The organism is Pseudomonas sp. FW305-96, from assembly GCF_058783825.1.
The window spans coordinates 86631-112122 of record NZ_JBYSYW010000003.1 but is presented as its reverse complement, the minus strand read 5'-3'; the positions used below and the strand labels follow the sequence as shown (position 1 = coordinate 112122).

Genomic DNA, 25492 nt, shown 5'->3' with positions numbered 1-25492 from the left:
CTGCCGGCACGGCATTCAGGAAGATTCAAGGCAGGCGAAGGCCGCGCCGCACCCATCGGGTGCAGCCGGCAATCAAGGCTTGTTCAGCGTGTTGGGGTCGCTTAGTAGCGGCCTCTCGGTGTGGCAGAAGGGATCGACTCGCCCGCGGTCAGCGGCAGGAAGCGGTCGCTGGCGGCATCGTAGGCTTCGATCTGGCTGGTTTCGATGTCGTAGATCCAGCCATGGATGTGCAGCTGCCCGGCGGCCAGGCGCGAAGCGACCGAGGGGTGGGTACGCAGGTGATGCAGCTGGGCGATGACGTTTTCCTTGGTCAGCAGCTGCATGCTTTCGTGCTCGCTGCCACAGGAGCAGTTGTCCTCGATCACGGTCCGCGCTACCTCGGCATGGCGCAGCCAGGCGGAAACGGTCGGCATCTTCGCCAGCGACTGCGGGTTGAGCACCGCTCGCATCGCGCCGCAGTCGGAGTGACCGCAGATGATGATGTGGTGCACGCCCAGCGCCAGCACGGCGTACTCGATAGCACTCGATACACCGCCGTTCATCTGGCCGTAGGGCGGCACCACGTTGCCGACGTTACGGGTCACGAACAGGTCGCCGGGCGAGCTCTGGGTGATCAGTTCGGGGACGATGCGCGAGTCTGCGCAGGTGATGAACATGGCCCGCGGCTTTTGCGCGGTAGCCAGTTTCTTGAACAGCTCTTGCTGCTCGGGAAAGACTTCGGTGTGAAACCGCAGGAAGCCGTCGACGATATGCTTCATGGCAGCATCAGCGCTTTCGGCGGGTGCAGCCGGGACGGCCTTGGAGGGGTCCTTGACGGGCATGATTCATCCTCTTGACGGTTTGAAAGTGAATTCCATGTTACCGGGGAAAGATTGGGGTGACGCGGGGATTTAGATGACGCGCACGGGTAAATAATCACAGTCATTGCTGACTCATGACTCACGCTAGCGTAGGAAACTTAACTGAAACTTAATTGCGCAGGCTCTAGAACGGGCGTTCTGGATAGGCGAGGGGAGCACTGAATAATAGCAAAAAAGCATCAGTTGCCAACCTTCATGAGTGAAATTGTTGGGTTGCTTTAGTTGTACTTATAGGTAGGGCTCGCCTTCCCGATTGAACGAGCCGCTGGCTAGAACAGTGCCATCTGTGCACCGGGAGGGCAGAAGGCACTGCAATCAAGCGCCAGGTCCTCCCGCCCTTCGAACCCCAGCCGCCTGGCCGCCTTGCGAAAGCGCTGCGCCAGCAAGTCAGCGAACACCCCTTCACCGCGCATCCGCGCACCGAATCGGCTGTCGTACAGTTCACCACCCCGGCTCTGACGAATCAGGCTCAGCACATGCGTGGCCCGCTGCGGGTAGTGATCGTGCAGCCACTGCTCGAACAACGGCGCCACCTCCAGCGGCAAGCGCAGCATCATGTACGCCGCGCTCTGCGCGCCGGCCTCCTTCGCCGCCTCCAGCAGGTGCTCCAGTTCGCTGTCATTGATCATCGGGATCATCGGCGAGCACAGCACGCCCACCGGAACACCTGCCTCACGCAGCACGCGAATAGCGCGCAGGCGCGCCTTTGGAGCGGCCGCACGTGGTTCAAGGGTGCGCTTGAGCTCATCGTCCAGGGTGGTGAGGCTGATCATCACCCGCGCCAGGCGCTGGCTGGCCAGCTCGCTCAGCAGGTCCAGGTCGCGCAGCACCAGCGAGCCCTTGGTGACGATGGTCACTGGGTGGCGGTAACGCAGCAGCACTTCGAGCAGGCGCCGGGTCAGCTGTTGTTCACGCTCGATGGGCTGGTAAGGGTCGGTGTTGGACCCCAGGTTGATCGGCGCACAGACGTAGCCAGGCTTGCTCAACTGCTGCTCGAGCACCTCGGCGGCGTTGGTCTTGGCGATCAGCTTGGTTTCGAAATCCAGGCCGGGAGAGAGATCCCAATAGGCGTGACTGGGGCGCGCATAGCAGTAGATGCAACCGTGCTCGCAGCCGCGATACGGATTTATGGAGCGGTCGAAGGGCAGGTCAGGGGAGGTATTGCGGGCGATGATGGTCTTGGCCGTCTCGACCCGCACCTCGGTGCCCTGGGTGAGTGGGACTTCCTGGTACCAGCCATCGTCCTCGGCCACTGAAACGCTGGGAGCGAAGCGGTTGTGCGGATTGTCGGCAGTGCCGCGGCCGCGAATGGGGGCTGGTTTCATGATGACAACTCGGATTACTGTTCATTCATACAGTAATCCGAGACCAACGGGATGGCTACAGCCGATTATCGCGGGGCAAGCGCGCTCCCACGCTGTGCGTGCGTGGAAGCGCGCTTGCCCAGCGCTTTACCTTCAATCCTGCGGCTTCTTCAGCTTCGGATTGGGGAAGAACTGCACGGTCTGCACCTTGGCCGGCGGCGCTTTCGGCGCCAGGTGATTGACCCGGGTGCCGAGCTCGCTGGGTACCGACAGGCCTTGTTCGTTCAGGGTGTCAGTGAACCCACAGGCCACGCACTCACGGTGCGGCACACCGTCCTCGTTCCACATCATCAGCTTGTCCATCTCGCTGCACGCCGGGCAAACCGCCCCGGCGATGAAGCGTCGCTTGCTCTTGCTCACGGCTACCTCACTCATGCCGCCGCGTCCTCGGTGAGGCCGCTGTGGCGCAACAATGCATCGATGGAAGGCTCGCGGCCACGGAAGTCGACGAACAGCACCATCGGCTCGCGGGAACCGCCACGGGCCAGGATGGCTTCGCGGAAGGCGCGGCCGGTCTCGGCGTTGAGCACACCTTCTTCCTCAAAGCGCGAGAAGGCGTCGGCCGACAGCACTTCAGCCCACTTGTAGCTGTAGTAACCCGCCGCATAACCGCCGGCGAAGATGTGCGCGAAGCTGTTGGGGAAGCGGTTGTAGGCCGGCGGACGCATCACCGAGACCTCGTCACGCACGCCCTCGAGCACCTGCAGCACGCTGCGGCCGTCGCCATGGGTGGCGTGCAGCTCGAAGTCGAACAGCGAGAACTCCAGCTGGCGCACCATCATCATGCCGGACTGGAAGTTCTTCGCCGCGAGCATCTTGTCCAGCAGGTCCTGGGGCAATGCCTCACCGGTCTCGTAGTGGCCGGAGATCAGCGCCAGGCCCTCGGGCTCCCAGCACCAGTTCTCCATGAACTGGCTCGGCAGCTCCACCGCGTCCCAGGCCACGCCGTTGATGCCGGACACACCGGCATGCTCGATGCGGGTCAGCAGGTGGTGCAGGCCGTGCCCGAACTCGTGGAACAGGGTGGTGACTTCGTCGTGGGTAAGCAGCGCGGGCTTACCGGGCGTGGCGGGGGTGAAGTTGCACACCAGGTTGGCCACCGGGCTCTGCAGGCTGCCATTGGCGGTGCGGCGATGGTCGCGGGCGCCATCCATCCAGGCACCGCCACGCTTGTTGGCGCGGGCATAGAGGTCGAAGAAGAAGCGGCCGACGTGCTGGCCGTTTTCCTTGATCTCGAACAGGCGCACGTCCGGGTGCCAGCTATCGAAGCCCTTGAGCTCATTGATCTCGATACCGTACAGGCGCTGCACGATGACGAACAGGCCGGACAGCACCTTGTCGATCGGGAAGTAGGCGCGCAGCGCTTCCTGGGACACGCTGTAGCGCTGCTCGCGCAGCTTCTCGCCGAAGTACCCGGCGTCCCAGCTGGCCAGCTCGGGGGTGCCTTGCTCGGCGGCATAGGCCTTGAGCTGCTCCAGGTCCTGGGCGGCGAATGGCTTGGAACGCTTGGCCAGGTCGCGCAGGAAACTCAGCACCTGGTCGCTGGATTCGGCCATCTTGGTGGCCAGGCTCAGCTCGGCGAAGTTCTTGTAACCCAGCAGCCCGGCCAGTTCCTGGCGTAGGTCGAGGATCTCTTCCATCACCGGGCCGTTGTCGAACTGGCCGGCATTCGGGCCCTGGTCGGAGGCACGGGTGCAGTAAGCGGCATACAGCTCTTCGCGCAGGGCGCGGTCGCTGGCGTAGGTCATCACTGCGTAGTAGCTGGGGAACTCCAGGGTGATCAGCCAGCCGTCCAGGCCCTTGGCCTGCGCTGCGGCGGCCATCTGCGCCTTGGCCGAGTCGGTCAGGCCGGCCAGCGCGGCTTCGTCGGTGACGTGCTTGGTCCAGGCCTGGGTGGCGTCGAGCAGCTGGTTGGAGAAGCGGCTGCCCAGTTCGCTGAGCTTGCTCTGCACCTCGGCGTAGCGCTGCTGCTTGTCGGCCGGCAAGTCGATGCCCGACAGGCGGAAATCGCGCAAGGCGTGATCGATGATGGTCTTCTGCGCCACGTCGAAGCTGGCGGCTTCAGGGCTGGCGGCCAGGGCTTCATACGCTTCGAACAGGGCACGGTTCTGGCCCAGCTCGGTGGAATAGGCGCTCAGGGCAGGCAGGCACGACTCGTAGGCCTCGCGCAGTTCCTGGCTGTTGCACACCGCGTTGAGGTGGCTGACCGGGCTCCAGGCAGCGCCCAGGCGGTCGTTGAGTTCGTCCATCGCCAGCACCAGGCCGGCCCAGGTCGGGTTCTTGCCCTGCTTTTCGAGGATCTCGGCGATGGCCTTGCGGTTGTCGGCGAGGATCTGCTCGATCGCCGGCAGCACATGCTCGGCGCGAATCGCCGAGAAGGGCGGCAGATCATGGGACTGCAGCAGCGGGTTGTTCGCACTCACGGTTCGGGTACCTTGGCAGGAGAAACACGGGACCATCTTAATTACAATCGACGCCGACCGCAGCAGGCAGCCTGCCTATCGGCATTGCAGAGGAACACTATCATGGCCATCCGCACGTTTCGGGAACACACGCCGAAAGTGGGACCACGGGCCTTCGTCGACCGTTCGGCGGTGGTCATCGGCGACGTCGAGATCGGCGAGGACAGCTCGATCTGGCCGTTGACCGTGGTGCGCGGCGACATGCACCGCATCCGTATCGGCGCGCGCACCAGCGTGCAGGACGGCAGCGTGCTGCACATCACCCACGCCGGGCCCTTCAACCCCGATGGCTACCCACTGATCATAGGCGACGAGGTGACCATCGGTCACAAAGTCATGCTGCATGGCTGTACCCTGGGCAATCGCATCCTGGTCGGCATGGGCAGCACCATCATGGACGGCGCCATCGTCGAGGACGAAGTGATCATCGGCGCCGGCAGCCTGGTGCCACCCGGCAAACGCCTGGTCAGCGGCTACCTTTACATGGGCAGCCCGGTGAAGCAGGTGCGCCTGCTGAGCGAGCAGGAACACGCGTTCTTCCCCTACAGCGCCGGCAACTACGTCAAGCTCAAGGACCAGCACCTGGCCGAAGGCTACGACCGCCCGGAATGAATTCGACTGCAGAGAACACCATGCACCAGCAAAACATCCTCTTCGACCTCGACGGCACCCTGACCGACCCGCGCCTGGGCATCACCCGCTCGATCCAGTACGCCCTGGCCAAGCTGGGCATCGACGAGCCGGACCTTGCCCGCCTCGAGCACTTCATCGGCCCACCCTTGCTGCAGGCGTTCATGCAGTTCTATGCCTTCGACGAGGCCAAGGCCTGGGACGCGGTGAACTACTACCGGGAGCGCTTCAAGGTAACCGGGCTTTACGAGAATCTAGTGTTCGACGGCGTGCCCGAGTTGCTGCAAGCGCTCAATGGCCAGGGCCGCACCCTGTACATCGCCACCTCCAAACCCTGGGAGTTCGCCCGCGAAATCGCCCGGCATTTCGCCTTCGACCATCACTTCAAGGTGATCTACGGCAGTGAGCTCGATGGCACGCGGACCAACAAGGTGGAGCTGATTCGCCACCTGCTGGACGAGGAGGGCCTGGATCCGACGCAGACCTTGATGATCGGGGATCGCAAGCATGACCTGATCGGTGCGCGCAGCAACGGTTTGCAGGCGGTGGCGGTGGGATACGGGTTCGGCAGCCGTGAGGAACTGGAGGCCGAGGCGCCGGCGTTCCACTTCGAGACGCTGGCCGAGCTGCACCAGGCGTTCGTGCGCTAATCAAGCTTTATCGCAGATCAGGCCCGCCCCCACGAGCTGTCGTGGGAGCGGGCTTGCCCCGCGATGAGGCCAGCGCTGCCAACGCCAATTTGCGCTGTTCGATCGGCAACCGCCCAAGCGCCTCCACCCGCTCATAAAACCGCTGCCAATCCCCACCGACCTCTTTGAACAACTGCGAAAAAGCCGGCACCCACTGGTCATACAGGCCAAACGGCAACAACTTCGCATTGTTCATCGGCCCGTACATCCAGGCATCGAAACGCCGATCCCCCGCCCAATCCCGATCCCGCACCTCTCGGTATTCGCGCCGCAAGCGTTCGAACTCCGCCTGCTTGGCCGCCCGCTTGACCGCCGCATCCAGCGGCCCGGCATAGATCGCCTGCAGGCGCTCGCGGCTGGCCAGCACCAGGCGTATGAAGGCGTCGCGTTGCCCGGCGCCATGCTCCTCGACCGCCGCCAGCCCGCGCGCGGCGCGCCATTGTCGCGTGCCCTCCTGCTCGACGAACGACGCGAACGATTCGTTGAACTCGGTATCGTCCTGTACGTAGAAGCGCTGATGCGCCAGCTCATGGAAAATCACCGTGGCCAGGCGCTCCTCGCCCCAGCCGGTCATGGTCGAAAGAATCGGGTCGTCGAACCAGCCCAGGGTGGAGTAGGCCTCCACGCCCCCGACGTAGACATCCAGCCCCTCCTGGCGCATCAGCGCCGCCGCTCCGCGGGCGGCACCCTGGCGGTAGTAGCCACGATAGGCCACGCAACCGGCGACGGGGAAACAATGGGTCACCGGCTGCAATGACAGCTCCGGGGTGGCAAACACGTTCCACACCACGTAAGGCCGGCCGAGATCGGCATACACCCGATAGCTGCCGTTGTCCGGCAACTTCAGTTGCGCGCTGGCGAACGCCCGGGCTTTTTCGGCGAACAGCAGGCGCTGACGCAAGGCCGGGCTGGTGGCAGGATCTGCAATCACCCGATCCAGCGGCTGGCGTGCCCGCAACAGCTGCCATTGCCCCTCGGCCAGCTGACCGTAATAGCTCACGCTGGAGCAACCGCTCAGCAGGACAGCCAGCGTCACGGGAACAAACCGGGTGAAAACGCGGTCGAGAGCCCGACGGCTGCAGCGCATGAAAAGAAAAAGTCCAAACATCGAGGCTGTCTATCTCGCTCGTCGGCCGAATGCGACCAAGACTATCTCGCCAAGGGGAAGCATTGCCATGCGTACACTGTTTACCGTCGGCACGCTCGTGCTGTTGTCCGGGTGTTCCACCTTGCCCGACCCGGACCCGAATCAGGCCTGGGTAGACCTGGCACCGGGTGACAACGATTCGCTGCACGCCCTGCAAGTGGATGAGCGCGACTGGGCCGACAGCCGCTATTTCGAGGTACAGCCCGGCAACCACGAACTGACCGTGCGCTACCAGTTCGCCGTGACGCCCAGCAACATCGGCCCGGTGGAGGAGCCGCTGTGGCGCGACTGCCAGCTCAATCTCACCTTCAAGGACTTCACTGCCGGCCAGCGCTACCAGATGCAAGCCGGCAGCATTGGCTTCCGGCCGTGGATCAAACTCTACGACCAGCGCCAGAAGCTGATCGGCCAGGGCGAACCGGCAGGCTGCCAGCGCACCTGAACACCGCGAACGGCGCTATGCTTGTAGCCTGTGAATCGCGAGCGGGAGTTTCACCATGCGCCAGCCCATGATGCTGATGGCCCTCAGTGCTTTGGGGGCTTGCGCCAGCCCCTTGCCCCCCGCCGACCCCGGCAAGGCCTGGATCGACATGTACACCATCACCCCCGGCCGCACCCTCATGGCCGACCGCCTGGACGGCAAGCGCCTGGACGATGGCCGCTACTTTCAGGTGACGCCGGGCCGGCACGAACTGGTGGTGCGTTTCGACTACGAGATCTACGCCGGTGGCTTCAGTACCGACCCGACCGAGCGGACCTGCTACCTGACCGTGCGCTACAACGATTTCAAGGCGGGCGAGCGTTACCGCCTGGAGGCCCGGGCTCCGGCGATGCAGCCGCAGGTGCTGTTGTACGACGCCAGCCGCAAGGTGCTGGTGAACGAACCGAGCAACGTCACATGCATTCCTTGATCGATGGCGGGGCTGCTGTGCAGCCCCGACTGTCGAGCCTTACCGATCATTCTTCTGGTAGATGATCTTCTTCGTGCCGCCATCGCAGCTGCCAACGATCATGTTGGGGTCACTGACCTCGGCGTTGGGCACGATCTCCAGCGTGTAGGAGGAAACCTTGTTCGCCTGGATCTTTGCTTCGATCTCGGCCTTGAGTTCCTCGCACGGCTTGGGCGCGGCCAATGCGGCGGTGGCCAGCAGGGAAGCCAGCACACCAAATGCTACGCGGATCATGGAACGGCTCCTGAGGCAGGGCAGACGAGCTGCCAACGCTGATTAGACTACAGGAAACCGCCGCCGTTGCGCCTCCTAGGAAAGCAGGGTGGCATCCAGGCTGATAGTTGCGTTCAGCACCTTGGACACCGGACAGCCAGCCTTGGCCTTGTTGGCGATCTCCTGGAACTGCGCCTCGCTGGCCCCAGGCACGGTGGCCTTGAGGGTCAGGTGAACGGCGGTGATGGCAAAGCCATCGGCCTGTTTGTCCAGGCTCACCTCGGCGTGAGTGTCGATCCGTTCAGGCGTGAATCCCGCCTCGCCCAACATCATCGACAACGCCATGGAGAAGCAGCCGGCATGGGCAGCGCCGATCAGCTCTTCCGGGTTGGTCCCGGGCGTGCCTTCGAAACGGGTGTTGAAGCCGTAGGGCGCTTGCTTGAGCGCGCCGCTTTCAGTGGAGATCTGGCCCTTGCCATCCTTCAGGCCACCTTGCCAGAGCGCCGATGCTGTCTTCTTCATGCTGCCTCCTCTCACAGGGTTGGGGTGTCTAAGGTTCTGAGGACCAGGCCCACGCCAAGTTCAGATCAATCTGTAAGAAGGCATTGAATCCAGCGAATATGCCCATACAGAGTCCAGAAGGCCCATGGCCAACCACCTGTAGCGGAGGCTCCAATGACGCACCTGCGAGACCTGAAGATTTCCACCCTCGACCTGGTGCCCGTGCGCGCCGACGGCAGTCCGGCGCAATCGCTGCGCAATTCGCTCGACCTGGCGCAACACGTCGAGCGTTTCGGCTACAACCGCTTCTGGGTCGCCGAGCATCACAACATGGACGGTATCGCCAGCTCGGCCACCGCCGTGCTGATCGGTTACCTCGCCGGTGGTACCTCGACCATCCGCATCGGCTCTGGTGGGGTGATGCTGCCTAACCACGCACCGCTGGTGATCGCCGAACAGTTCGGCACCCTCGCCAGCCTGTACCCAGGCCGCATCGATCTGGGCCTGGGCCGCGCCCCAGGTTCCGACCAGATGACTGCCCGCGCCTTGCGCCGCGAGCGCTCCGGCAGCGCCGACGACTTTCCGGACGATGTCGAGGAACTGTCGCGCTACCTGGGCCCGCGCACCGACGACCAGAAAGTCATCGCCGTGCCCGGCCACGACACCGAGGTACCCATGTGGCTGCTCGGCTCCAGCCTGTTCAGTGCCCAGCTCGCCGGCATGCGCGGCATGCCCTACGCCTTTGCTTCGCATTTCGCGCCGCGCTACATGCACGAGGCGATCCGCATCTATCGCGACCATTTCAAACCGTCGACGACGCTGGACAAGCCTTACGTGATGCTGGGCATTCCGATGGTGGTGGCTGAAACCGACGAAAAGGCCGAATACCTGGCCACCTCGGTGTACCAGCGCATCCTTGCGCTGATCCGTGGCCAGAGCCTGATGCAGCGCCCGCCCGTCGAGAGCATGAATGGCCTTTGGCTGCCCCATGAACGTGATGCGGTGAGCAGCTTCCTGGGCCTGGCGATGATCGGCAGCCCGCAGAAGGTGCGGGCGAAGGTCGAGGTATTGCTGGAGCAGACAGGGGCGGACGAGCTGATCTTTACCAGTGACCTGTATGAGCACACCGACCGTATCAAGTCCTATGAGCTGATGGCGCAGGCGCTCAAGGACGAGTGAAATCAATCGCGGGGCAAGCCCACTCCCACAGGACTAGCAGAGCCTTTGTGGGTAGCGGCCTTGTCCCGCGGTACAGCTACTAATCACGGCTGTAGGCGATGACCTTGGTACCACCCTCACAGGTACCCACCACCTTGTCGGCAGGATCACCTTTGGGTGCGATCGTAAGCTTGTAGCCCTTCACACCCTTGGCATCCAGCTTCGCCGCAATCTCAGCCTTGAGTTCCTCGCACGGCTTGCCCGCCGCCATCGCGCCGCCAGCCAGCACCATCAGGCCCACGGCCAGAATCAATTTCTTCATCGATCGCTTTCCTTGTACAGATCAAAGACAAAAAGGGCGCGAAGCACGCGCCCTGCAACCTTAACCTTGATACCTCAACACGCCGGGCAAGCCTAGCCCAGCTTGGTTTCAGCTGTTGGCGATGCGGAACCCAACCTTCAGCGTCACCTGGAAATGCGCGGCCTGGTTGTCACGGATATGCCCGCGGGTATCGATCACTTCGAACCATTCCAGGTGCTTGATGCTCTTGCCGGCCTCGGCCAGGGCATTGTTGATCGCTTCTTCGATGCTGGTGGGCGAGGACCCGACCAGCTCGATCTTCTTGTAGGTGTGATGATCCGACATGAGCGCTCTCCTTGAGTGGGTAGTGGCTTGAGCCTAGCAGCACAGGCCCGGTTTACCTGCGAGCGATCGCCGCAGGGGAAAGTTCGATCGCACTTTCACCCAGCTGCGCAGTCGCAACCTGTACATCCCCACTCAGCAAGGAGAGTCGACATGGCACGCAATGCGTTGCGCAAAACCTCACTGGAAAGCATGGAAGCCGAGATCGAAAGCCTCCTCAAGACTCTGGAAGGCCTCAAGCACGATGCGTCGGAAGAAACGCAGAAGACCATGAAGACGCTGCGCGGCAACGCCGAAAGCGCCCTCAAGCACTCACGCAGCCTGCTCAGCGATGCCTATGAGGAAGTGAAGACCCGCACCCGCGAAACCGGTGTAGCCACCCGCGACTACGCCCAGGAACACCCCTGGACCACCGCAGGTGTCGCGGTGGGCGCCCTGGGCCTGCTGGCCGCCTACCTGATGTGCCGCCGCAACTAACCCGTCTGTCGCTGCAGCTCCTGGCGCAGCCATTGCGCCAGTTGCTCGGCGCGCCCGTCCGCGGCGCGCCGGGGTACCCACAAGGCCAGTGCCGCATTGGTGGGGGAAAAGCCCCATGGCGCGGCCAACCGCCCAGCCTTCAAGTCGTCCGCCACCAGCGGTTGCGGGGCGATGGCCACCCCCAGCCCGGCTACCGCTGCTTCCAGCAAGTAGTAGAGATGCTCGAAGGCTTGCCCGTAACTCAGCGCCTCGGGCGCCAGCCCATGCTGTCGCGCCCAGGTAGGCCAAGCCTGCGGCCGCGAGGTCGTATGGAGTACGGCAACATGCTGCAAAGCCACGGCTGGCAAGGCTTTCAAACGATCGAAAGCGTCAAAGCGCGGGCTCATCACCGGGCCGATGCGCTCTTCGGCGAGCACATGCACCTGCATGTCCGCCGGCCACGGTGGCTCTGCGTAAACCAGCAGTGCGTCCAACCCCGGGCGTCGCGGATCAAGGTCACCTTCGCCCGCTGACAGGTGCAGGCGCAGCTCCGGCAGGTCGGCTTTCAGGCGCCCCAGGCGCGGGATGAACCAACGCGCCAGCAAGCTGCCGGAGCAACCGAGCACGAACGGCGCTTCGTCGGCAGCGCGGGAAAGCTCGGCGCAGACACCGCGCAGCCGGTCGAAGGCCTCGAAGCTGGCATCGCGCAGACGCACACCGGCATCTGTGAGTTTGACGCCACGCCCGTCCTTGACGAACAAGGCTACCCCCAGATGCTCCTCAAGCACCTTGATCTGCCGGCTGACCGCGCCATGGGTTACATGAAGCGCTTCTGCTGCCTGGCTGACACTGTTCAGCCGGGCTGTCGCCTCGAAGGCCCGCAACGCATTGAGGGGAGGAAGGTCCTGAGCCATCTTACTCGTGAGTTTTCCTGACAGGTTTGCGCAATCTTATCGGTTTTCAGCCGGCCACGTCGTGGTTAGAGTAAAGCCCATCGAATCTCTACTTCGCCTACGGAGCGCCCCATGACCCAGACCCAATACCGCCCCGGCCCCGACGCCAACGGCCTGTTCGGCTCGTTCGGCGGCCGCTACGTGGCCGAAACCCTGATGCCGCTGGTGCTCGACCTTGCCCGCGAATACGAAGCCGCCAAGGCCGATCCCAAGTTCCTTGAAGAGCTGGCCTACTTCCAACGCGACTACATCGGCCGGCCCAACCCGCTGTACTTCGCCGAGCGCCTGACCGAGCACTGCGGCGGCGCCAAGATCTTCTTCAAGCGTGAAGAACTCAACCACACCGGCGCGCACAAGGTGAACAACTGCATCGGCCAGGTGCTGCTGGCCAAGCGCATGGGCAAGAAACGCCTGATCGCCGAAACCGGCGCCGGCATGCACGGCGTGGCCACCGCCACCGTCGCCGCGCGCTTCGGCCTGCCCTGCGTGATCTACATGGGCGCCACCGACATCGAGCGCCAGCAGGCCAACGTGTTCCGCATGAAGCTGCTGGGCGCCGAGATCGTCCCGGTCACCGCCGGCACCGGCACGCTCAAGGACGCGATGAACGAGGCCCTGCGCGACTGGGTCACCAACGTCGAAGACACCTTCTACCTGATCGGCACCGTGGCGGGTCCCCACCCGTACCCGGCGATGGTCCGCGACTTCCAGTCGATCATCGGCAAAGAGACCCGCGCCCAACTGCACGAGAAGGAAGGGCGCCTGCCCGACAGCCTGATCGCCTGCGTCGGCGGCGGCTCCAACGCCATGGGCCTGTTCCACGAGTTCCTCGAAGAGCCGAGCGTCAAGATCATCGGCGTCGAGGCCGGCGGCCACGGCGTGCACACCGACAAGCACGCGGCCAGCCTCAACGGCGGCATGCCGGGCGTGCTGCACGGCAACCGCACCTACCTGCTGCAGGACGACGACGGCCAGATCACCGACGCCCACTCGATCTCTGCAGGCCTGGACTACCCCGGCATCGGCCCGGAGCACGCCTACCTGCATGAAGTGAAGCGCGTGGAGTACGTCAGCATCACCGACGACGAAGCCCTGGACGCCTTCCACACCAGCTGCCGACTGGAAGGCATCATCCCGGCGCTGGAAAGCTCCCACGCCCTGGCCGAGGCGATCAAGCGCGCGCCGACGCTGCCCAAGGACCACTTGATGGTGATCTGCCTGTCCGGTCGCGGCGACAAGGACATGCAAACCGTGATGAACCATATGGCCGCCCAGGAGAAACAGGCATGAGCCGTCTCGAACAACGCTTCGCCGATCTCAAGGCCGAAGGCCGCTCGGCATTGGTCACCTTCGTTACCGCTGGCGACCCCGGCTACGATGCCTCGCTGCAAATCCTCAAGGGCCTGCCGGCCGCCGGTGCCGACGTGATCGAGCTGGGCATGCCGTTCACCGACCCGATGGCCGACGGCGTGGCCATCCAGCTCGCCACCCTGCGCGCCCTGGAAGCTGGCCAGACCCTGGCCAAGACCCTGAAAATGGTGCGTGAATTCCGTGTGGAGAACCAAACCACCCCGATCGTGCTGATGGGTTACTACAACCCGATCCATCGCTTCGGCGTGGAGCAGTTCGTCGCCGAAGCCAAGGAAGCTGGTGTCGATGGCCTGATCATCGTCGACCTGCCGCCGGAGCACGACGCCGAGCTGGCTACCCCGGCCCAGGCCGCCGGCATCGACTTCATCCGCCTGACCACCCCGACCACCGACGACGCGCGCCTGCCGCGCGTGCTGGAGCGCAGCTCCGGGTTCGTCTACTACGTGTCGGTGGCCGGCGTGACCGGTGCGGGCTCGGCGACCACCGAGCATGTGACCGAGGCCATTGCGCGCCTGCGTCGGCATACCGACCTGCCGATCAGCGTTGGTTTCGGCATTCGTACACCGGAGCAGGCTGCGGCTATCGCCCGCCTGGCCGATGGCGTGGTGGTGGGCTCGGCGCTGGTCGACAAGATCGCCCAGGCCAAGGGTGCCGACCAGGCTGTGAATGATGTGCTGAGCCTGTGCTCGGCGCTGGCTGAAGGTGTGCGCGCGGCACGCAACTAAGCGCGAGGGCTTCGCCCTCGATCGCCGGCAAGCCGGCTCCCACACGACTCGTGGGAGCTTGCCGGCCCAAGCAACTAGCCTTCGAAAATCGACAGGTCCAGCGGCCTGATCGCCCCCATCCAGATCGCATGATCGCGGTGATCCGCCAGTTCATCCCCGGTTTCCGGATGCAGGAACACCACCAGCCCCTTGCGATACAGCGCCAGCCACGGCAGTACCACCCCCACCACCTCCGGCCCGAACGCCAGCTGGCAGCTCCAGTCCGGGTGCGGCCCGACCGGTTTCTGGTGCATGCGGCCCATGGTCACGGGGAACAGCCGCGTCGCCTCCTCGCATAGTTCACGGGCCTGTTCCATGGTCGATGCGTCGTAGTACACGTGGGCGTGATAGCCCTTGATCCTTTGCACGGTGGCTCCTGATTGCAGTAATGCGAATATCTTGGAGTCTACGCCATCTCATTACAGGCGCTCCTGCTCCAGCCAATCCACAAACCGCTCGATCAACGCCCCACGCCGCTTGCGTGGCGGCAGTACCACGTAATACCCCCGCTTCGAGCGCAAGCTGCCTTCCAACGGCCGACACAGCAGCCCCTGCTCGACCAGCCCGTCCACCAGGTGCGCCCAGCCGATCGCCACGCCCTGGCCGGCAATTGCGGCCTGAATCAGCAGGGTGTAGTTGTCGAACCGCAGCTGACCGGACGGAGGAGGGCTGTCCACACCAAGACCGCGGAAAACTCCGGCCCAATCGAACCAGCGACTGGCCTGCTCACCCTTCAGATGCAGCAATGGCAATCGCTGCAAAGCAACGGCTGACAAGGGTTTGCCATGAATCAGCCGAGGGCTGCACACCGGGAAAACTTCCTCATCGAACAGCCAGCGGCTCTCGCCCTGATGGAAGCGTCCATTACCAAACAGCACCGCCACATCGATGTCCGGGCGCAGCATCGCCTGGCTGCGCTCGCCGGTCACCAGGCTCACGTCCACCTGTGGATAAGCCTCGTGGAAACGCTGCAAGCGTGGCATCAGCCAGAACGCCGCAAAGGCGAAGTCGGTCGCCACCTGCAGCACCTCGCGCTGACCGCGCCCACTGGCTTGGGCAACGCCATCGTCCATCACCTGCAAGCCCTGGTGCACCTGCTCGAACAACAGCAACCCCGCCTCGGTCAGCTCGATGCCCCGGTAGATCCGGTCGAACAACCGCGTGCCCAGCTGCGCCTCCAGGCGCTTCATCTGCTGGCTCACCGCCGGCTGGGTGGTGCCCAGCTCCACGGCGGCAGCGGTAAAGCTGCGCAGGCGGGCGGCGGCCTCGAACACGCGCAAGGTGTCGAGGGGCAGGTCGGCAAGGTGCTCGAACATAAGCTTGGCTAATCCCAGTCATTGCCCGGCATGGGCTTTACCCCTGTTATCCACAGCCGCATGCTGGATTGCAAGCTGTACCCATAACCCTCGACGATGGAAGGCACCCATGAAGCGACCCAACATCCTGTTCATCATGGCCGATCAGATGGCCGCGCCCTTGCTGCCCATCTACAACCCATCGCCGATCAAGATGCCCCACCTGGCCCGCCTCGCCGAGCAGGCCGTGGTGTTCGACAGTGCCTACTGCAACAGCCCGCTTTGCGCGCCGTCGCGCTTCACCCTGGTCAGCGGCCAGTTGCCCAGCCGCATCGGCGCCTACGACAACGCCGCCGACTTTCCTGCCGACGTCCCGACCTACGCTCACTACCTGCGCCGCCTTGGCTACCGCACCGCGCTGTCAGGCAAGATGCACTTCTGCGGCCCCGACCAGTTGCACGGCTACGAAGAGCGGCTGACCAGCGATATCTACCCGGCCGACTACGGCTGGGCGGTGAACTGGGATGAGCCGGACGTGCGCCCGAGCTGGTACCACAACATGTCATCGGTGCTGCAAGCCGGGCCGTGCGTGCGTACCAACCAGCTGGATTTCGACGAGGAAGTGGTGTTCAAGGCGCGTCAGTACCTTTACGACCATGTACGCGAGGATGATGGCCGGCCGTTCTGCCTGACCGTTTCCATGACCCATCCGCACGACCCCTACACTATCCCCAGACACTACTGGGATATGTACGAAGCTGTGGATATCCCGCTGCCGCGCGACGAAATCGCACAGGATCAGCAGGACCCACACTCGCAACGCCTGCTCAAGGTCTACGACCTGTGGAACAAGCCGCTGCCCGTGGACAAGATCCGCGACGCCCGCCGCGCCTACTTCGGCGCCTGCAGCTACATCGACGACAACATCGGCAAGCTGCTGCGGACCCTCGAGGAGTGCGGCTTGGCCGACGACACCCTGATCGTGTTCTCGGGCGATCACGGCGACATGCTTGGCGAGCGCGGGCTCTGGTACAAGATGCACTGGTTCGAGATGGCGGCGCGGGTGCCGCTGTTGATCCATGCGCCCAAGCACTTCGCACCGGCGCGAATCGGCGCCAGTGTGTCCACCTGCGATCTGCTGCCAACCCTGGTCGAACTGGCGGGCGGCGCTGTGGATAACCACCTGCACCTGGATGGCCGCTCGCTGCTCGGCCACCTGCAAGGGCAGGGCGGGCATGACGAAGTGATCGGCGAGTACATGGCCGAAGGCACGGTCGGCCCGCTGATGATGATCCGCCGCGGCCCCTACAAGTTCGTGTACAGCGAAGACGACCCATGGCTACTCTACGACCTGAGCCGCGACCCGCACGAGCGGGAGAACCTCACCGGCAGCCCGGACCACCAGGCGCTGCTGCAGGCATTTGCCGATGACGCCAGGCAGCGCTGGGATATCCCGGCCCTGCGCCAGCAGGTGCTGGCCAGCCAACGGCGCCGCCGCCTGGTGGCCGAGGCACTGGCCATCGGCAAGCTGGAAAGCTGGGACCACCAACCATTGGTGGACGCCAGCCAACAGTACATGCGCAACCATATCGATCTCGACGACCTCGAGCGCAAGGCACGTTATCCACAGCCCGCACCCCTGGATTGAGAAGAGAGGCCGCCATGCAGAAGTTCTCCACCGCCGTGCTCACCCTGGCCCTGAGCCTGGGCACGGCACATGCCGCCGACAGCGACGCGCAATGCAGCACCGTGAAGATGGCCGACCCCGGCTGGAGCGATATCGCCAGCACCAACGCCATCGCCCGCCTACTCCTGGAAAGCCTGGGCTACCAGGTGAAGATCGACAGCCTGGCCGTGCCGATCATCTACGGCGGCCTGAAGGATGGCCGGGTGGATGCCTTCCTCGGCAACTGGATGCCGGCCCAGCAGGGCTTTCATGACAAATTCATCGCCAATGGCGATGTGCAGCAGCTGGCGAAGAACCTGGAAGGCACCGAGTTCACCCTGGCGGTGCCCGATTACGTATGGAACGCGGGCGTGAAGGACTTCGCCGACCTGCAAAAGCACGCTGCGCAGTTCGACAAGAAGCTCTACGGCATCGGCTCCGGCGCGCCGGCCAACCTGTCGCTGAAAGAGATCATCGACAAGAACGAGTTCGACCTGGGCCAGTGGAAACTGGTCGAGTCCAGCGAGCAGGCGATGCTCGCTCAAGTGGAGCGGGCAGTGAAGAAGCAGCAGTTCATCACCTTCCTTGGCTGGACTCCGCATCCGATGAACGTGAAGCTTAAGATGCATTACCTCACGGGCGGGGAGAAATGGTTCGGCAGCAAGGGCGATGTCTACACCCTGACCCGCAAAGGTTATCCACAAGCCTGCCCGAATGCGGCGAAGCTGCTGGGGAACTTGAAGTTCTCGCTGGAGATGGAGAACAGCATCATGGCCGAGGTTGTGGACAAGAAGGTGAGCTTCGATGAGGCGGCCAGGGGTTGGGTGAAGGCCCATCCGCAGGTGCTGGAAGGGTGGTTGGCTGGAGTGACCACAAAAGCCGGTGGCAGCGCCCAAGAGGCCGTAACAGGCAGACTCTAGAGCCTTGCAGCCAGTTCCGTCCTCATCGCTGGCAAGTCGCAGCGGCGAACCGCAGCTCCCACAGGTACAGCGACAGTCTTGAGGCTTGTGGTATCACTGTGGGAGCCGGCTAGCCGGCGATGAGGCCAGCAAGGCCAACACAAGATCGGATCCTAAGCGAGTTGCCCCATGCCCCGCCTGACTCACCTGCTGCCCTTCCTCACCTGGCTGCCCCGTCAATCGGGCCGCAGCCTGCGCCAGGACCTGCTGGTGGGCCTGAGCGGCGCCATCCTCGCCCTGCCGCAGTCCATCGCCTACGCCCTGATCGCCGGCCTGCCCGCCGAGTACGGACTGTACGCCGCCATCGTCCCAGTGCTGATCGCCTGCCTGTGGGGCTCGTCCTGGCACCTGATCTGCGGGCCCACGGCCGCCATCTCCATCGTCCTCTACGCCAGCATCAGCCCCCTGGCCGTGGCCGGCAGCGCCGACTATGTGACCCTGGTACTGCTGCTGACCTTCCTCGGCGGCATCTTCCAGTTGCTGCTGGGGCTGTTGCGCTTCGGTGCGCTGGTCAATTTCGTTTCCCACTCGGTGGTGCTGGGCTTCACCCTCGGCGCCGCCATCGTCATCGCCCTTGGGCAGTTACCGAACCTGCTGGGGATGGATCTGCCGAGCCAGGCCACGGCGTTGAAGACCGTGCAGGATCTGGCCGGCCATGTCGGCGAAGTGGACCTGCCGTCTCTGGCCCTGGGCCTGGCCACACTGGTGTTCGGTATCGCGTTGAAACTTTGGCGCCCGCGCTGGCCAAGCCTGTTGATAAGCCTGCTGCTGGTCAGCCTGGTGGCCTGGCTATTACCCGGCGTTTTCGGCCATGTGCCCAGGGTGGCTGCGTTCACCGGGCAGCTCCCGCCCTTTAGCCCGCTGCCTCTGCTGGATGTGGAGCTGATGCTGCGCCTACTGCCAAGCGCCGTGGCGGTGGGCATGCTGGGGCTGGTCACCAGCCTGTCGATTGCTCGCTCGTTGTCGGCACGTTCGGAGCAACTGATCGACCCTGACCAGGAAATCCGCGCACAGGGCCTGTCGAATATCGGCGGCGCGTTTTTCTCCGGCTACCTGTCCGCAGGTTCCTTCACTCGCTCGGGCCTCAGTTACGACGCAGGTGCGCGGTCGCCACTGGCCGGGGTGTTCTCGGCGCTGTGGGTGGCGCTGTTCGCCGTGACCGGTGCCGGACTGATCGCCCACCTGCCGATCCCGGCGATGGCGGGGAGCATCCTGCTGATCTGCTGGGGGCTGGTGGACCATCGCGGCATTCGCGCGCTGTTCCGGGTCAGCCGCTCGGAGTTCCTGGTGATGGCGCTGACCGCTGCTGCGACATTGCTGCTGGAGCTGCAGACGGCGATTTATGCCGGGGTGCTGGCCTCATTGTTCTTCTACCTCAAGCGCACGTCGCGGCCACGGGTGCAGCAGAGCCGGGAAGGAGAGGCGGATGTGTTGCGGGTGGGCGGGTCGATCTTCTTCGGCGCGGCGCATTACCTGCAGGTGCGCCTTCAGCGCTGCCAGGGGCCACACGTGGTGATCGATGCGCGACAGGTGAACTTCATCGATTATTCGGGTGTGGATATGTTGCACCGCGAGGCGCGGCGGTTGATGCGCAGTGGCGGGAGCCTGACGTTGCAGCGGGCAAGGCCGCAGGTGATGGAGGAGTTGCAGAAGCTGGAGGGGGTTGAACTGTGTCCCATTCGATTTGAGGAATGAGCTTTAAAATCCTGGGGCCGCTTTGCGGCCCCAAAATCTCGAATTCAGCCGCGGGCCAACTGCCGGCGCAGCTCATCCAGCACCGGCCCGGTCTCAGGCCGAACCCCACGCCAGATGAAGAACGCCTCGGCGGCCTGCTCCGCCAGCATCCCCAGCCCATCCAGTACCTTGGCCGCACCCAGCTTGCTGGCCCACTGGCAGAACGGCGTCGGCTCCTTGCCATACATCATGTCGTAGCAAACGGTACGCCCCGCCTCGACCAGGCTGTCGGCAATCGGCGGCAGCTCGCCGGACAGGCTCGCCGAAGTGGCGTTGATGATCACGTCCACCGGCTCCTGCAACCAGGCAAAACCGCTGGCCACCACCGGACCCAGCTCATCGAACTCACGGGCCAGTTGCTCGGCCTTCTCCACCGTGCGGTTGGCAATCACCAGCGATTGCGGGTTGTGCGCCAGGATCGGCTCCAGCACTCCACGCACCGCGCCGCCGGCACCAAGGATGAGGATGCGCTTGCCAGCCAGCTCGACCCCGGCGTTGACGGTGAGGTCACGCACCAGCCCAGCACCGTCGGTGTTGTCGCCTTGCAAGGTGCCGTCGGCCAGCTTGCTCAAGGTGTTCACCGCGCCGGCACGCTTGGCGCGTGGGGTGAGACTGTCGCACAGGCGGTAGGCCTCCTCCTTGAACGGCACGGTAACGTTGGCGCCGCTGCCTTGCTTGAAGAAGCCACGGGCGCAGTCGCTGAATTCGTCCAGCGGCGCCAGCAGGGTGGCGTACTCCAGGTCCTCGCCGGTCTGGTCGGCGAACAGGCGGTGGATCAACGGCGATTTGCTGTGGCCGATGGGGTTACCGAAAACAACGTACTGGTCCATGGGGGATCCTCGGTTATCCACAGGCTTAGCGGGCGAGCCAGTCACGGTCCTGCAGGAAATACTCGGTCAGCCGCGCTTCCTCGCTGCCGGGCTCGGCCTTCCAATCGTAACCCCAGCGCACCTGCGGTGGCAGCGACATCAGGATCGATTCGGTGCGGCCACCGGACTGCAGGCCGAACAAGGTGCCACGGTCGTAGACCAGGTTGAACTCGACGTAGCGGCCACGGCGGTACTCCTGGAATTCGCGCTGGGCGGGGGTATACGGGGTGTCCTTGCGACGCTGGACGATCGGCAGGTAGGCCTCGACATAGGCGTCACCGATGGCGCGGATGAAGGCGAAGCAGGTGTCGAAGTCCCACTCGTTCAGGTCATCGAAGAACAGGCCGCCGATGCCGCGTGGCTCGCCACGGTGCTTGAGGTGGAAGTAGCGGTCGCACCAGGCCTTGTAGCGCGGGTACACGTCGGCGCCGAACGGCGCGCAGGCCTGCTCGGCCACGCGGTGCCAGTGCACGCAGTCTTCTTCATTGCCGTAGTAGGGGGTCAGGTCGAAGCCGCCGCCGAACCACCACACCGCCTCTTCGCCCTCTTTTTCGGCGATGAAGAACCGCACGTTGGCGTGGGAAGTCGGCACATGCGGGTTGTGCGGATGGATCACCAGCGACACGCCCAGCGCCTCGAAGCCACGGCCCGCCAGCTCCGGGCGGTGGGCACTGGCCGACGGCGGCAAGCCGCTGCCGAACACGTGGGAGAAGTTCACGCCGCCTTTCTCGATCACCTTGCCGTCGCCGATCACCCGCGTGCGACCGCCGCCGCCGGCATCACGCACCCAGGCATCCTCGACGAAGCGGGCGCCGCCGTCTTCATTCTCGAGGGCAGTGCAGATGCGGTCTTGCAGGTCGAGCAGGTAGGCTTTCACGGCCTCGGTGCGGCTGGTCATCGGGTCACCTGGAAGGAGCGGGGAAAATTCGCCGCGTAGCATACCACCGGCAAACCCCGCGCCGCAGTTGACGGCGATCAAGCAAAGGCGTCCGATAGAAGGCCTTTAAGGTTTGTACGAAAAGTCGCCGAGCGGCGATCAGGCAAGGCGAAAACAGGCGAGGAAGCGGAGTTTGCTGGTTGCAAATGAGCATTCCGAGCCTGTTTTCAACGCAGCATGATCGTCGCGCAGGCACTTTTCGTGCAAACCGAGCGACCCAACGACAGGAGTGTGTGATGGCCAAGCATATTCAGTTCAGCCAGCATGGCGGCCCGGAAGTGTTGCAGTTGGTAGAGTTCGACCCGGCCCCGCCCGGCCCGCAGCAAGTGCGCGTGCGCAACCATGCGATCGGCCTGAACTTCATCGACACCTATTTCCGTGGCGGGCTTTATGCGCCGCCGTCGCTGCCCTCCGGGCTGGGTACCGAAGCGGCAGGGGTGGTCGAGGCGGTGGGTGAGGGCGTCAGCCGGATCAAGGTCGGCGACCGCGTGGCCTATGCCGGCGGGCCGCTGGGGGCCTACAGCGAGGTGCATACACTGCCGGAGGCCAACCTGGTCAAGCTGCCGGATGCGATCAGCTTCGAGCAGGCGGCGGCGGTGATGCTCAAGGGGCTGACCACGCAGTACCTGCTCAAGCAGACCTATGCCGTGCAGCAGGGGGATTTCGTGCTGTTCCATGCTGCTGCCGGTGGCGTCGGATCGCTGGCTTGTCAGTGGGCCAAGGCACTGGGGGCGAAGCTGATTGGTACTGTCAGCTCTCCCGAGAAAGCCGAGCGGGCCAAGGCACTCGGGGCCTGGGCGACCATCGACTACAGCCATGAAGACGTGGCTAAACGCGTGCTGGAGCTGACCGACGGTCAAAAGTGCGCGGTGGTGTATGACGGCGTGGGGGCCGATACCTGGCTGACTTCGCTGGATTGCCTGAGGCCGCGAGGGTTGATGGTGAGTTTCGGCAATGCCTCCGGCGCGGTAAGCGGGGTCAACTTGGGGATCCTGTCGCAGAAGGGGTCGTTGTATGTCACCCGGCCGACGCTGGGGAGCTACGCCAACAATGCCGAGAACACCCAGGCCATGGCCGATGACCTGTTCGCGATGATCGCCAGTGGCAAGCTGGTTGTGGATATCCAGCAGCGGTATCCGTTGAGTGAGGCGGCCAAGGCGCAGAGTGAGTTGTCGGCGCGGCGGACGGTGGGCTCGACTGTTCTGCTGCCTTGAAGGCCAAATCGCGGGGCAAGCCCGCTCCCACGAGATTGACGTGGATCCAGCGTGGGAGCGGGCTTGCCCCGCGATTGCGTCAGCTCAGCCAGTGGACTTCTTGACCACTGGCGCCGACTCGATACCCTCAAGCATCGCCTCCACCAACCCCTCCGCCATTTCCAGCGAATGCAGGCTGGACCAGAACATCCCCCGCCCCTCGTCCCGCAGGTGGTCGAGCGCCTTGATGCCAGTGTCGTATGCGCAGCGCAGGTAGAGCGCTACATGCACCAGGGCGTCGTGCGGGGAGACATCAGGGTTCACGGAAAAGAGGGGCGGATGGCCGGCATCGCAGCGGCCGAAGGGATGGGCGGAGGTGTTGGGGAGGGGTGGATCGGGGACGATCTTTTTCATCATGAGATCTCGCATCTAGGCCGACACGCATCCGTTACCACACGGATGGGTGGCAGCTGCATACGGGGTGGTAAACCGGGAGAGATCTCAAAACCCGGCAGGCACGAGGCCTCCCGCATGCAGCCACCATAGACTGCCAAGATCTCTCCCTGCTCGGGTTACCACACCCGATCGCCAAGTTATTCGGCGACGGTCTGGAGCCTAGAGGCAAGAGTTCCCACTGAGAAGGTAATGGCAGTCGACAGGCTGCGTAGGATAATTCTCTGAATTCGAGATGGGCAGCCTTGGGAGGAGAAATCAGAAAGTCCTGAGGGTGCTGAGAATCCCTGTGGGAGCGGCATGCGAGAGAAAGGGCCTCGCTTGACCGTGCCTGCTCTGAGGCGTAGTTTTCCCCTGAGGTTGTACTGGTGCGCCGGGCGAGTTTCAAGTTATCCGGGCGAGTGCTTCCTTACCCTTTGGCCGCTTACGCGGCCATTATTTTTGGGCTTGTTAGTATTCCCTATTAGACACGAAGCCCTCGCCAGCGGTATCAGCCCGGACGAACGATCTCGCCGGTCGCCAAATCCCGAATCACACTCGGATTCTTCCGCCCCCCCAACGCCCCACCCAGCACCATGTCCAGCTGCTTGTGGAAATACTGCTCCACCCGCAACCGGCTCTTGGCCGCCGGGCGCCCGGCCGGGTTGCAGGACGTGGAAATCAACGGCCCGACCAGCGCGCACAGCTCACGCACCTGTGGGTGATCGCTGACCCGCAATGCCACGCTGTCATGCTGCCCGGTCACCCACTCGGGCAGCAGGTCCTGGTGCGGCACCAGCCAAGTGTTCGGCCCCGGCCAGGTGGCGGCCATGCGGTCGATCCAGTCCTGGGGGAAGTCTTCGAACAGGAAGTCGAACTGGTGGATGCTGTCGGCGACCAGGATCAGGCCTTTATCCACAGGCCGCGACTTGAGCGCCAGCAGGCGATACACCGCGTCCTCGTTCCACGGGTCGCAGCCCAGGCCCCAGACCGCTTCCGTCGGATAGGCGATCACCGCACCCGCCTTCACCTCACGCGCGGCTTGTTGCACACGCCAACTGCTCACCATTTCCGTCTCTCCGCATAAACGCCGTGTGCGCAGTGTACTTAGCCGGAACGGGCAAACCAACGCCCGGCTTCATTGCTGACCCGGCCCTCGAGCTCCAACTCGGTCAGGCTGGCCAGCACCTGGGCCAACGGCTGTCCGCTGCTGTGCGCCAGGCCCTCGCTGGTGTGGGGTGCCGCGTGGAGCAAGGCGAGCAGGGGATGGTCGGCTTTGCCCACAGGCGCGCCCGGCAAGTTCTGCCAACCGCGCAGGCTGTCGAGGATCTGCTCCACGCTTTCCACCAACAGCGCGCCGTCGCGAATCAGCTGGTGGCAGCCCTTGGCGCCGGGGTGGTGGATCGAACCCGGAATGGCATACACCTCGCGCCCTTGCTCTGCGGCAAGGCGCGCGGTGATCAATGAGCCGCTGGCGATACTCGCCTCGACCACCAGCACGCCGAGCGACAGTCCGCTGATGATGCGGTTGCGCCTGGGGAAGTTACCGGCCAGCGGCCCGGCATCCAGCGGGTACTCGGAAACCAGCGCGCTGCCGCTGTCGAGCATCGCCCGGGCAAGGTCACGGTGGCGCTGTGGATAAAGTTTTTGCAACCCCGTGCCGAGCACTCCAATGGTCTGCCCCCCGGCTTTCAGCGCGGCCCGATGAGCGGCACCGTCAACGCCCAGCGCCAGCCCGCTGGTGATGGTGAATCCGGCTTGCGCCAGGCAATGCGAAAACGCAGCCGCGGTATCCAGCGCCGGTGGTGAAGCACGCCTGCTACCCACAATCGCCAGCTGCGGGTGCTCCAGCAAAGCGGGGTCACCGGCGACGAACAGCAGGGGTGGCGGGTCGTCGATTTCACTCAGCAATGCGGGGTAGCCAGGCCCGCCCCACATCAGCAAATGCTGGCCCGGACGCTCTAACCAGGCCATTGCAGCCAACGCGCCGTCGCGCACCTCAGGGCTGCGACGGGCGTCGATACTGGCGGCTGGCAACCCCAGCGCACGCCAGGCACTGGCCGGCGCACTGAGTGCCGATGAGGCATTGCCAAAGGCTTCGATCAGGGTAAGAAAGCGGCGCAGGCCGATGTCGGGGAGGCGATGCAGACGCAGCCGCGCCTCCAGTTCGGCAGGCGAGCAAGGCGACGAACGGAGAGTGTTCATGGGTGATCCTCCTTGATCGACAGGGGGCCATCGGCGTGGCA

The 25492-nt window shown here is 64.2% G+C and carries 29 protein-coding genes; 12 read left to right on the top strand and 17 right to left on the bottom strand.

Annotated elements, in window-relative coordinates; all coding sequences use genetic code 11:
• Positions 1 to 101: 101 nt before the first annotated feature.
• The 4 genes from AC3WL2_RS03300 to prlC all read right to left on the bottom strand — a co-directional run bounded on the left by AC3WL2_RS03300 (position 102) and on the right by prlC (position 4683).
• Positions 102 to 821, bottom strand: a complete 720-nt coding sequence (locus AC3WL2_RS03300) for a carbonic anhydrase (RefSeq protein WP_102682997.1) — start codon at positions 819 to 821, stop codon at positions 102 to 104.
• 308 nt (positions 822 to 1129) lie between these two features.
• Positions 1130 to 2185 (bottom strand): PA0069 family radical SAM protein, encoded by a 1056-nt coding sequence (locus AC3WL2_RS03295; protein WP_219730244.1) that lies wholly within the window; start codon positions 2183 to 2185, stop codon positions 1130 to 1132.
• A gap of 132 nt (positions 2186 to 2317) precedes the next feature.
• Positions 2318 to 2599, bottom strand: coding sequence for a YheV family putative zinc ribbon protein (locus tag AC3WL2_RS03290; RefSeq protein WP_102682995.1), 282 nt, complete (start codon positions 2597 to 2599; stop codon positions 2318 to 2320).
• Entirely contained in the window at positions 2596 to 4683 is a 2088-nt protein-coding gene (prlC, locus tag AC3WL2_RS03285; protein ID WP_082120337.1) for an oligopeptidase A, read from the bottom strand. The genes AC3WL2_RS03290 and prlC overlap by 4 nt, the downstream gene beginning before the upstream one ends.
• A 66-nt stretch (positions 4684 to 4749) precedes the next feature.
• Between prlC and AC3WL2_RS03280 the strand changes: the two genes are divergently transcribed.
• Together AC3WL2_RS03280 and AC3WL2_RS03275 are read left to right on the top strand one after the other, a co-directional pair.
• Positions 4750 to 5298, top strand: a complete 549-nt coding sequence (locus AC3WL2_RS03280) for a gamma carbonic anhydrase family protein (protein ID WP_102682994.1) — start codon at positions 4750 to 4752, stop codon at positions 5296 to 5298.
• A 20-nt stretch (positions 5299 to 5318) separates the two neighbouring features.
• The gene (locus AC3WL2_RS03275; RefSeq protein WP_102683049.1) at positions 5319 to 5966 is read left to right on the top strand and encodes an HAD family hydrolase; all 648 of its coding nucleotides are present in this window, start codon (positions 5319 to 5321) and stop codon (positions 5964 to 5966) included.
• 7 nt (positions 5967 to 5973) lie between these two features.
• On the opposite strand, the gene AC3WL2_RS03270 is transcribed toward AC3WL2_RS03275, so the two are convergent.
• Positions 5974 to 7092, bottom strand: coding sequence for an aminopeptidase (locus AC3WL2_RS03270; protein WP_102682993.1), 1119 nt, complete (start codon positions 7090 to 7092; stop codon positions 5974 to 5976).
• Between the two features lie 88 nt (positions 7093 to 7180).
• Between AC3WL2_RS03270 and AC3WL2_RS03265 the strand changes: the two genes are divergently transcribed.
• Together AC3WL2_RS03265 and AC3WL2_RS03260 are read left to right on the top strand one after the other, a co-directional pair.
• Positions 7181 to 7594, top strand: coding sequence for a PA0061/PA0062 family lipoprotein (locus tag AC3WL2_RS03265; protein ID WP_102682992.1), 414 nt, complete (start codon positions 7181 to 7183; stop codon positions 7592 to 7594).
• A 55-nt stretch (positions 7595 to 7649) separates the two neighbouring features.
• Positions 7650 to 8063 (top strand): PA0061/PA0062 family lipoprotein, encoded by a 414-nt coding sequence (locus AC3WL2_RS03260; RefSeq protein WP_102682991.1) that lies wholly within the window; start codon positions 7650 to 7652, stop codon positions 8061 to 8063.
• Positions 8064 to 8102: 39 nt separating this feature from the next.
• On the opposite strand, the gene AC3WL2_RS03255 is transcribed toward AC3WL2_RS03260, so the two are convergent.
• Complete coding sequence (locus AC3WL2_RS03255) at positions 8103 to 8336, bottom strand: DUF1161 domain-containing protein (RefSeq protein ID WP_046853596.1); 234 nt, start codon at positions 8334 to 8336, stop codon at positions 8103 to 8105.
• Between the two features lie 75 nt (positions 8337 to 8411).
• A complete protein-coding gene (locus AC3WL2_RS03250; RefSeq protein WP_102682990.1) occupies positions 8412 to 8837 on the bottom strand; it encodes an OsmC family protein in 426 nt (141 codons plus the stop codon).
• Between the two features lie 153 nt (positions 8838 to 8990).
• Here AC3WL2_RS03250 and AC3WL2_RS03245 point away from each other — a divergent pair, with 153 nt between their 5' ends.
• The gene (locus tag AC3WL2_RS03245; RefSeq protein ID WP_102682989.1) at positions 8991 to 9995 is read left to right on the top strand and encodes an LLM class flavin-dependent oxidoreductase; all 1005 of its coding nucleotides are present in this window, start codon (positions 8991 to 8993) and stop codon (positions 9993 to 9995) included.
• Between the two features lie 79 nt (positions 9996 to 10074).
• On the opposite strand, the gene AC3WL2_RS03240 is transcribed toward AC3WL2_RS03245, so the two are convergent.
• Entirely contained in the window at positions 10075 to 10296 is a 222-nt protein-coding gene (locus tag AC3WL2_RS03240) for a DUF1161 domain-containing protein (protein WP_102682988.1), read from the bottom strand.
• A 108-nt stretch (positions 10297 to 10404) separates the two neighbouring features.
• Positions 10405 to 10620, bottom strand: coding sequence for a dodecin (locus tag AC3WL2_RS03235; protein WP_102682987.1), 216 nt, complete (start codon positions 10618 to 10620; stop codon positions 10405 to 10407).
• Between the two features lie 150 nt (positions 10621 to 10770).
• Between AC3WL2_RS03235 and AC3WL2_RS03230 the strand changes: the two genes are divergently transcribed.
• The gene (locus AC3WL2_RS03230) at positions 10771 to 11094 is read left to right on the top strand and encodes an ElaB/YgaM/YqjD family protein (RefSeq protein WP_023632598.1); all 324 of its coding nucleotides are present in this window, start codon (positions 10771 to 10773) and stop codon (positions 11092 to 11094) included.
• Here the strand turns inward: AC3WL2_RS03230 and AC3WL2_RS03225 are convergent.
• Entirely contained in the window at positions 11091 to 11987 is an 897-nt protein-coding gene (locus AC3WL2_RS03225) for a LysR family transcriptional regulator (protein WP_102682986.1), read from the bottom strand. The two genes, AC3WL2_RS03230 and AC3WL2_RS03225, sit on opposite strands and share 4 nt — an antisense overlap.
• A 111-nt stretch (positions 11988 to 12098) precedes the next feature.
• On the opposite strand from AC3WL2_RS03225, the gene trpB reads away from it, so the two are divergent.
• Together trpB and trpA are read left to right on the top strand one after the other, a co-directional pair.
• Positions 12099 to 13316 carry a tryptophan synthase subunit beta gene (gene trpB / locus AC3WL2_RS03220; RefSeq protein WP_102682985.1) on the top strand — a complete coding sequence of 406 codons (1218 nt, stop codon included), beginning with the start codon at positions 12099 to 12101 and terminating at the stop codon, positions 13314 to 13316.
• Entirely contained in the window at positions 13313 to 14122 is an 810-nt protein-coding gene (trpA, locus tag AC3WL2_RS03215; RefSeq protein WP_102682984.1) for a tryptophan synthase subunit alpha, read from the top strand. The genes trpB and trpA overlap by 4 nt, the downstream gene beginning before the upstream one ends.
• Positions 14123 to 14196: 74 nt before the next feature.
• On the opposite strand, the gene AC3WL2_RS03210 is transcribed toward trpA, so the two are convergent.
• Positions 14197 to 14529 carry a DOPA 4,5-dioxygenase family protein gene (locus AC3WL2_RS03210; protein WP_011531491.1) on the bottom strand — a complete coding sequence of 111 codons (333 nt, stop codon included), beginning with the start codon at positions 14527 to 14529 and terminating at the stop codon, positions 14197 to 14199.
• Positions 14530 to 14580: 51 nt separating this feature from the next.
• A complete protein-coding gene (locus tag AC3WL2_RS03205) occupies positions 14581 to 15477 on the bottom strand; it encodes a choline sulfate utilization transcriptional regulator (RefSeq protein ID WP_102682983.1) in 897 nt (298 codons plus the stop codon).
• Between the two features lie 109 nt (positions 15478 to 15586).
• On the opposite strand from AC3WL2_RS03205, the gene betC reads away from it, so the two are divergent.
• The 3 genes from betC to AC3WL2_RS03190 all read left to right on the top strand — a co-directional run bounded on the left by betC (position 15587) and on the right by AC3WL2_RS03190 (position 19776).
• Entirely contained in the window at positions 15587 to 17104 is a 1518-nt protein-coding gene (gene betC, locus AC3WL2_RS03200) for a choline-sulfatase (RefSeq protein WP_102682982.1), read from the top strand.
• Between the two features lie 14 nt (positions 17105 to 17118).
• On the top strand, positions 17119 to 18042 hold the full coding sequence (choX, locus tag AC3WL2_RS03195) for a choline ABC transporter substrate-binding protein (RefSeq protein ID WP_102682981.1): 924 nt from the start codon (positions 17119 to 17121) through the stop codon (positions 18040 to 18042).
• A gap of 168 nt (positions 18043 to 18210) precedes the next feature.
• Complete coding sequence (locus AC3WL2_RS03190; protein WP_102682980.1) at positions 18211 to 19776, top strand: SulP family inorganic anion transporter; 1566 nt, start codon at positions 18211 to 18213, stop codon at positions 19774 to 19776.
• A gap of 44 nt (positions 19777 to 19820) precedes the next feature.
• Here the strand turns inward: AC3WL2_RS03190 and aroE are convergent, their stop codons facing one another.
• Positions 19821 to 20645 carry a shikimate dehydrogenase gene (gene aroE / locus AC3WL2_RS03185; protein WP_102682979.1) on the bottom strand — a complete coding sequence of 275 codons (825 nt, stop codon included), beginning with the start codon at positions 20643 to 20645 and terminating at the stop codon, positions 19821 to 19823.
• A gap of 25 nt (positions 20646 to 20670) precedes the next feature.
• Positions 20671 to 21582 (bottom strand): oxygen-dependent coproporphyrinogen oxidase, encoded by a 912-nt coding sequence (hemF, locus tag AC3WL2_RS03180; protein ID WP_102682978.1) that lies wholly within the window; start codon positions 21580 to 21582, stop codon positions 20671 to 20673.
• Positions 21583 to 21857: 275 nt separating this feature from the next.
• On the opposite strand from hemF, the gene AC3WL2_RS03175 reads away from it, so the two are divergent.
• Positions 21858 to 22835 (top strand): NADPH:quinone reductase, encoded by a 978-nt coding sequence (locus tag AC3WL2_RS03175; protein WP_102682977.1) that lies wholly within the window; start codon positions 21858 to 21860, stop codon positions 22833 to 22835.
• A gap of 84 nt (positions 22836 to 22919) precedes the next feature.
• On the opposite strand, the gene AC3WL2_RS03170 is transcribed toward AC3WL2_RS03175, so the two are convergent.
• The 3 genes from AC3WL2_RS03170 to dprA form a co-directional block, all read right to left on the bottom strand.
• Positions 22920 to 23231 (bottom strand): hypothetical protein, encoded by a 312-nt coding sequence (locus tag AC3WL2_RS03170; protein ID WP_102690653.1) that lies wholly within the window; start codon positions 23229 to 23231, stop codon positions 22920 to 22922.
• Between the two features lie 526 nt (positions 23232 to 23757).
• The gene (gene tsaC, locus AC3WL2_RS03165; RefSeq protein WP_102683366.1) at positions 23758 to 24315 is read right to left on the bottom strand and encodes an L-threonylcarbamoyladenylate synthase type 1 TsaC; all 558 of its coding nucleotides are present in this window, start codon (positions 24313 to 24315) and stop codon (positions 23758 to 23760) included.
• A 38-nt stretch (positions 24316 to 24353) separates the two neighbouring features.
• The gene (dprA, locus tag AC3WL2_RS03160; RefSeq protein ID WP_102683367.1) at positions 24354 to 25451 is read right to left on the bottom strand and encodes a DNA-processing protein DprA; all 1098 of its coding nucleotides are present in this window, start codon (positions 25449 to 25451) and stop codon (positions 24354 to 24356) included.
• Between the last annotated feature and the right edge of the window lie 41 nt (positions 25452 to 25492).

Coding starts and splice junctions, on each gene's coding strand:
- AC3WL2_RS03255 (WP_046853596.1), bottom strand. CDS start 8,336: ATGATCCGCGTAGCATTTGGTGTGCTGGCTTCCCTGCTGGCCACCGCC.
- AC3WL2_RS03275 (WP_102683049.1), top strand. CDS start 5,319: ATGCACCAGCAAAACATCCTCTTCGACCTCGACGGCACCCTGACCGAC.
- AC3WL2_RS03205 (WP_102682983.1), bottom strand. CDS start 15,477: ATGTTCGAGCACCTTGCCGACCTGCCCCTCGACACCTTGCGCGTGTTC.
- tsaC (WP_102683366.1), bottom strand. CDS start 24,315: ATGGTGAGCAGTTGGCGTGTGCAACAAGCCGCGCGTGAGGTGAAGGCG.
- AC3WL2_RS03265 (WP_102682992.1), top strand. CDS start 7,181: ATGCGTACACTGTTTACCGTCGGCACGCTCGTGCTGTTGTCCGGGTGT.
- aroE (WP_102682979.1), bottom strand. CDS start 20,645: ATGGACCAGTACGTTGTTTTCGGTAACCCCATCGGCCACAGCAAATCG.
- AC3WL2_RS03300 (WP_102682997.1), bottom strand. CDS start 821: ATGCCCGTCAAGGACCCCTCCAAGGCCGTCCCGGCTGCACCCGCCGAA.
- AC3WL2_RS03250 (WP_102682990.1), bottom strand. CDS start 8,837: ATGAAGAAGACAGCATCGGCGCTCTGGCAAGGTGGCCTGAAGGATGGC.
- AC3WL2_RS03190 (WP_102682980.1), top strand. CDS start 18,211: ATGCCCCGCCTGACTCACCTGCTGCCCTTCCTCACCTGGCTGCCCCGT.
- AC3WL2_RS03295 (WP_219730244.1), bottom strand. CDS start 2,185: ATGAAACCAGCCCCCATTCGCGGCCGCGGCACTGCCGACAATCCGCAC.
- prlC (WP_082120337.1), bottom strand. CDS start 4,683: ATGGTCCCGTGTTTCTCCTGCCAAGGTACCCGAACCGTGAGTGCGAAC.
- AC3WL2_RS03280 (WP_102682994.1), top strand. CDS start 4,750: ATGGCCATCCGCACGTTTCGGGAACACACGCCGAAAGTGGGACCACGG.
- AC3WL2_RS03170 (WP_102690653.1), bottom strand. CDS start 23,231: ATGATGAAAAAGATCGTCCCCGATCCACCCCTCCCCAACACCTCCGCC.
- hemF (WP_102682978.1), bottom strand. CDS start 21,582: ATGACCAGCCGCACCGAGGCCGTGAAAGCCTACCTGCTCGACCTGCAA.
- AC3WL2_RS03175 (WP_102682977.1), top strand. CDS start 21,858: ATGGCCAAGCATATTCAGTTCAGCCAGCATGGCGGCCCGGAAGTGTTG.
- AC3WL2_RS03245 (WP_102682989.1), top strand. CDS start 8,991: ATGACGCACCTGCGAGACCTGAAGATTTCCACCCTCGACCTGGTGCCC.
- AC3WL2_RS03290 (WP_102682995.1), bottom strand. CDS start 2,599: ATGAGTGAGGTAGCCGTGAGCAAGAGCAAGCGACGCTTCATCGCCGGG.
- AC3WL2_RS03270 (WP_102682993.1), bottom strand. CDS start 7,092: ATGCGCTGCAGCCGTCGGGCTCTCGACCGCGTTTTCACCCGGTTTGTT.
- dprA (WP_102683367.1), bottom strand. CDS start 25,451: ATGAACACTCTCCGTTCGTCGCCTTGCTCGCCTGCCGAACTGGAGGCG.
- AC3WL2_RS03225 (WP_102682986.1), bottom strand. CDS start 11,987: ATGGCTCAGGACCTTCCTCCCCTCAATGCGTTGCGGGCCTTCGAGGCG.
- trpA (WP_102682984.1), top strand. CDS start 13,313: ATGAGCCGTCTCGAACAACGCTTCGCCGATCTCAAGGCCGAAGGCCGC.
- trpB (WP_102682985.1), top strand. CDS start 12,099: ATGACCCAGACCCAATACCGCCCCGGCCCCGACGCCAACGGCCTGTTC.
- AC3WL2_RS03230 (WP_023632598.1), top strand. CDS start 10,771: ATGGCACGCAATGCGTTGCGCAAAACCTCACTGGAAAGCATGGAAGCC.
- choX (WP_102682981.1), top strand. CDS start 17,119: ATGCAGAAGTTCTCCACCGCCGTGCTCACCCTGGCCCTGAGCCTGGGC.
- AC3WL2_RS03240 (WP_102682988.1), bottom strand. CDS start 10,296: ATGAAGAAATTGATTCTGGCCGTGGGCCTGATGGTGCTGGCTGGCGGC.
- betC (WP_102682982.1), top strand. CDS start 15,587: ATGAAGCGACCCAACATCCTGTTCATCATGGCCGATCAGATGGCCGCG.
- AC3WL2_RS03235 (WP_102682987.1), bottom strand. CDS start 10,620: ATGTCGGATCATCACACCTACAAGAAGATCGAGCTGGTCGGGTCCTCG.
- AC3WL2_RS03260 (WP_102682991.1), top strand. CDS start 7,650: ATGCGCCAGCCCATGATGCTGATGGCCCTCAGTGCTTTGGGGGCTTGC.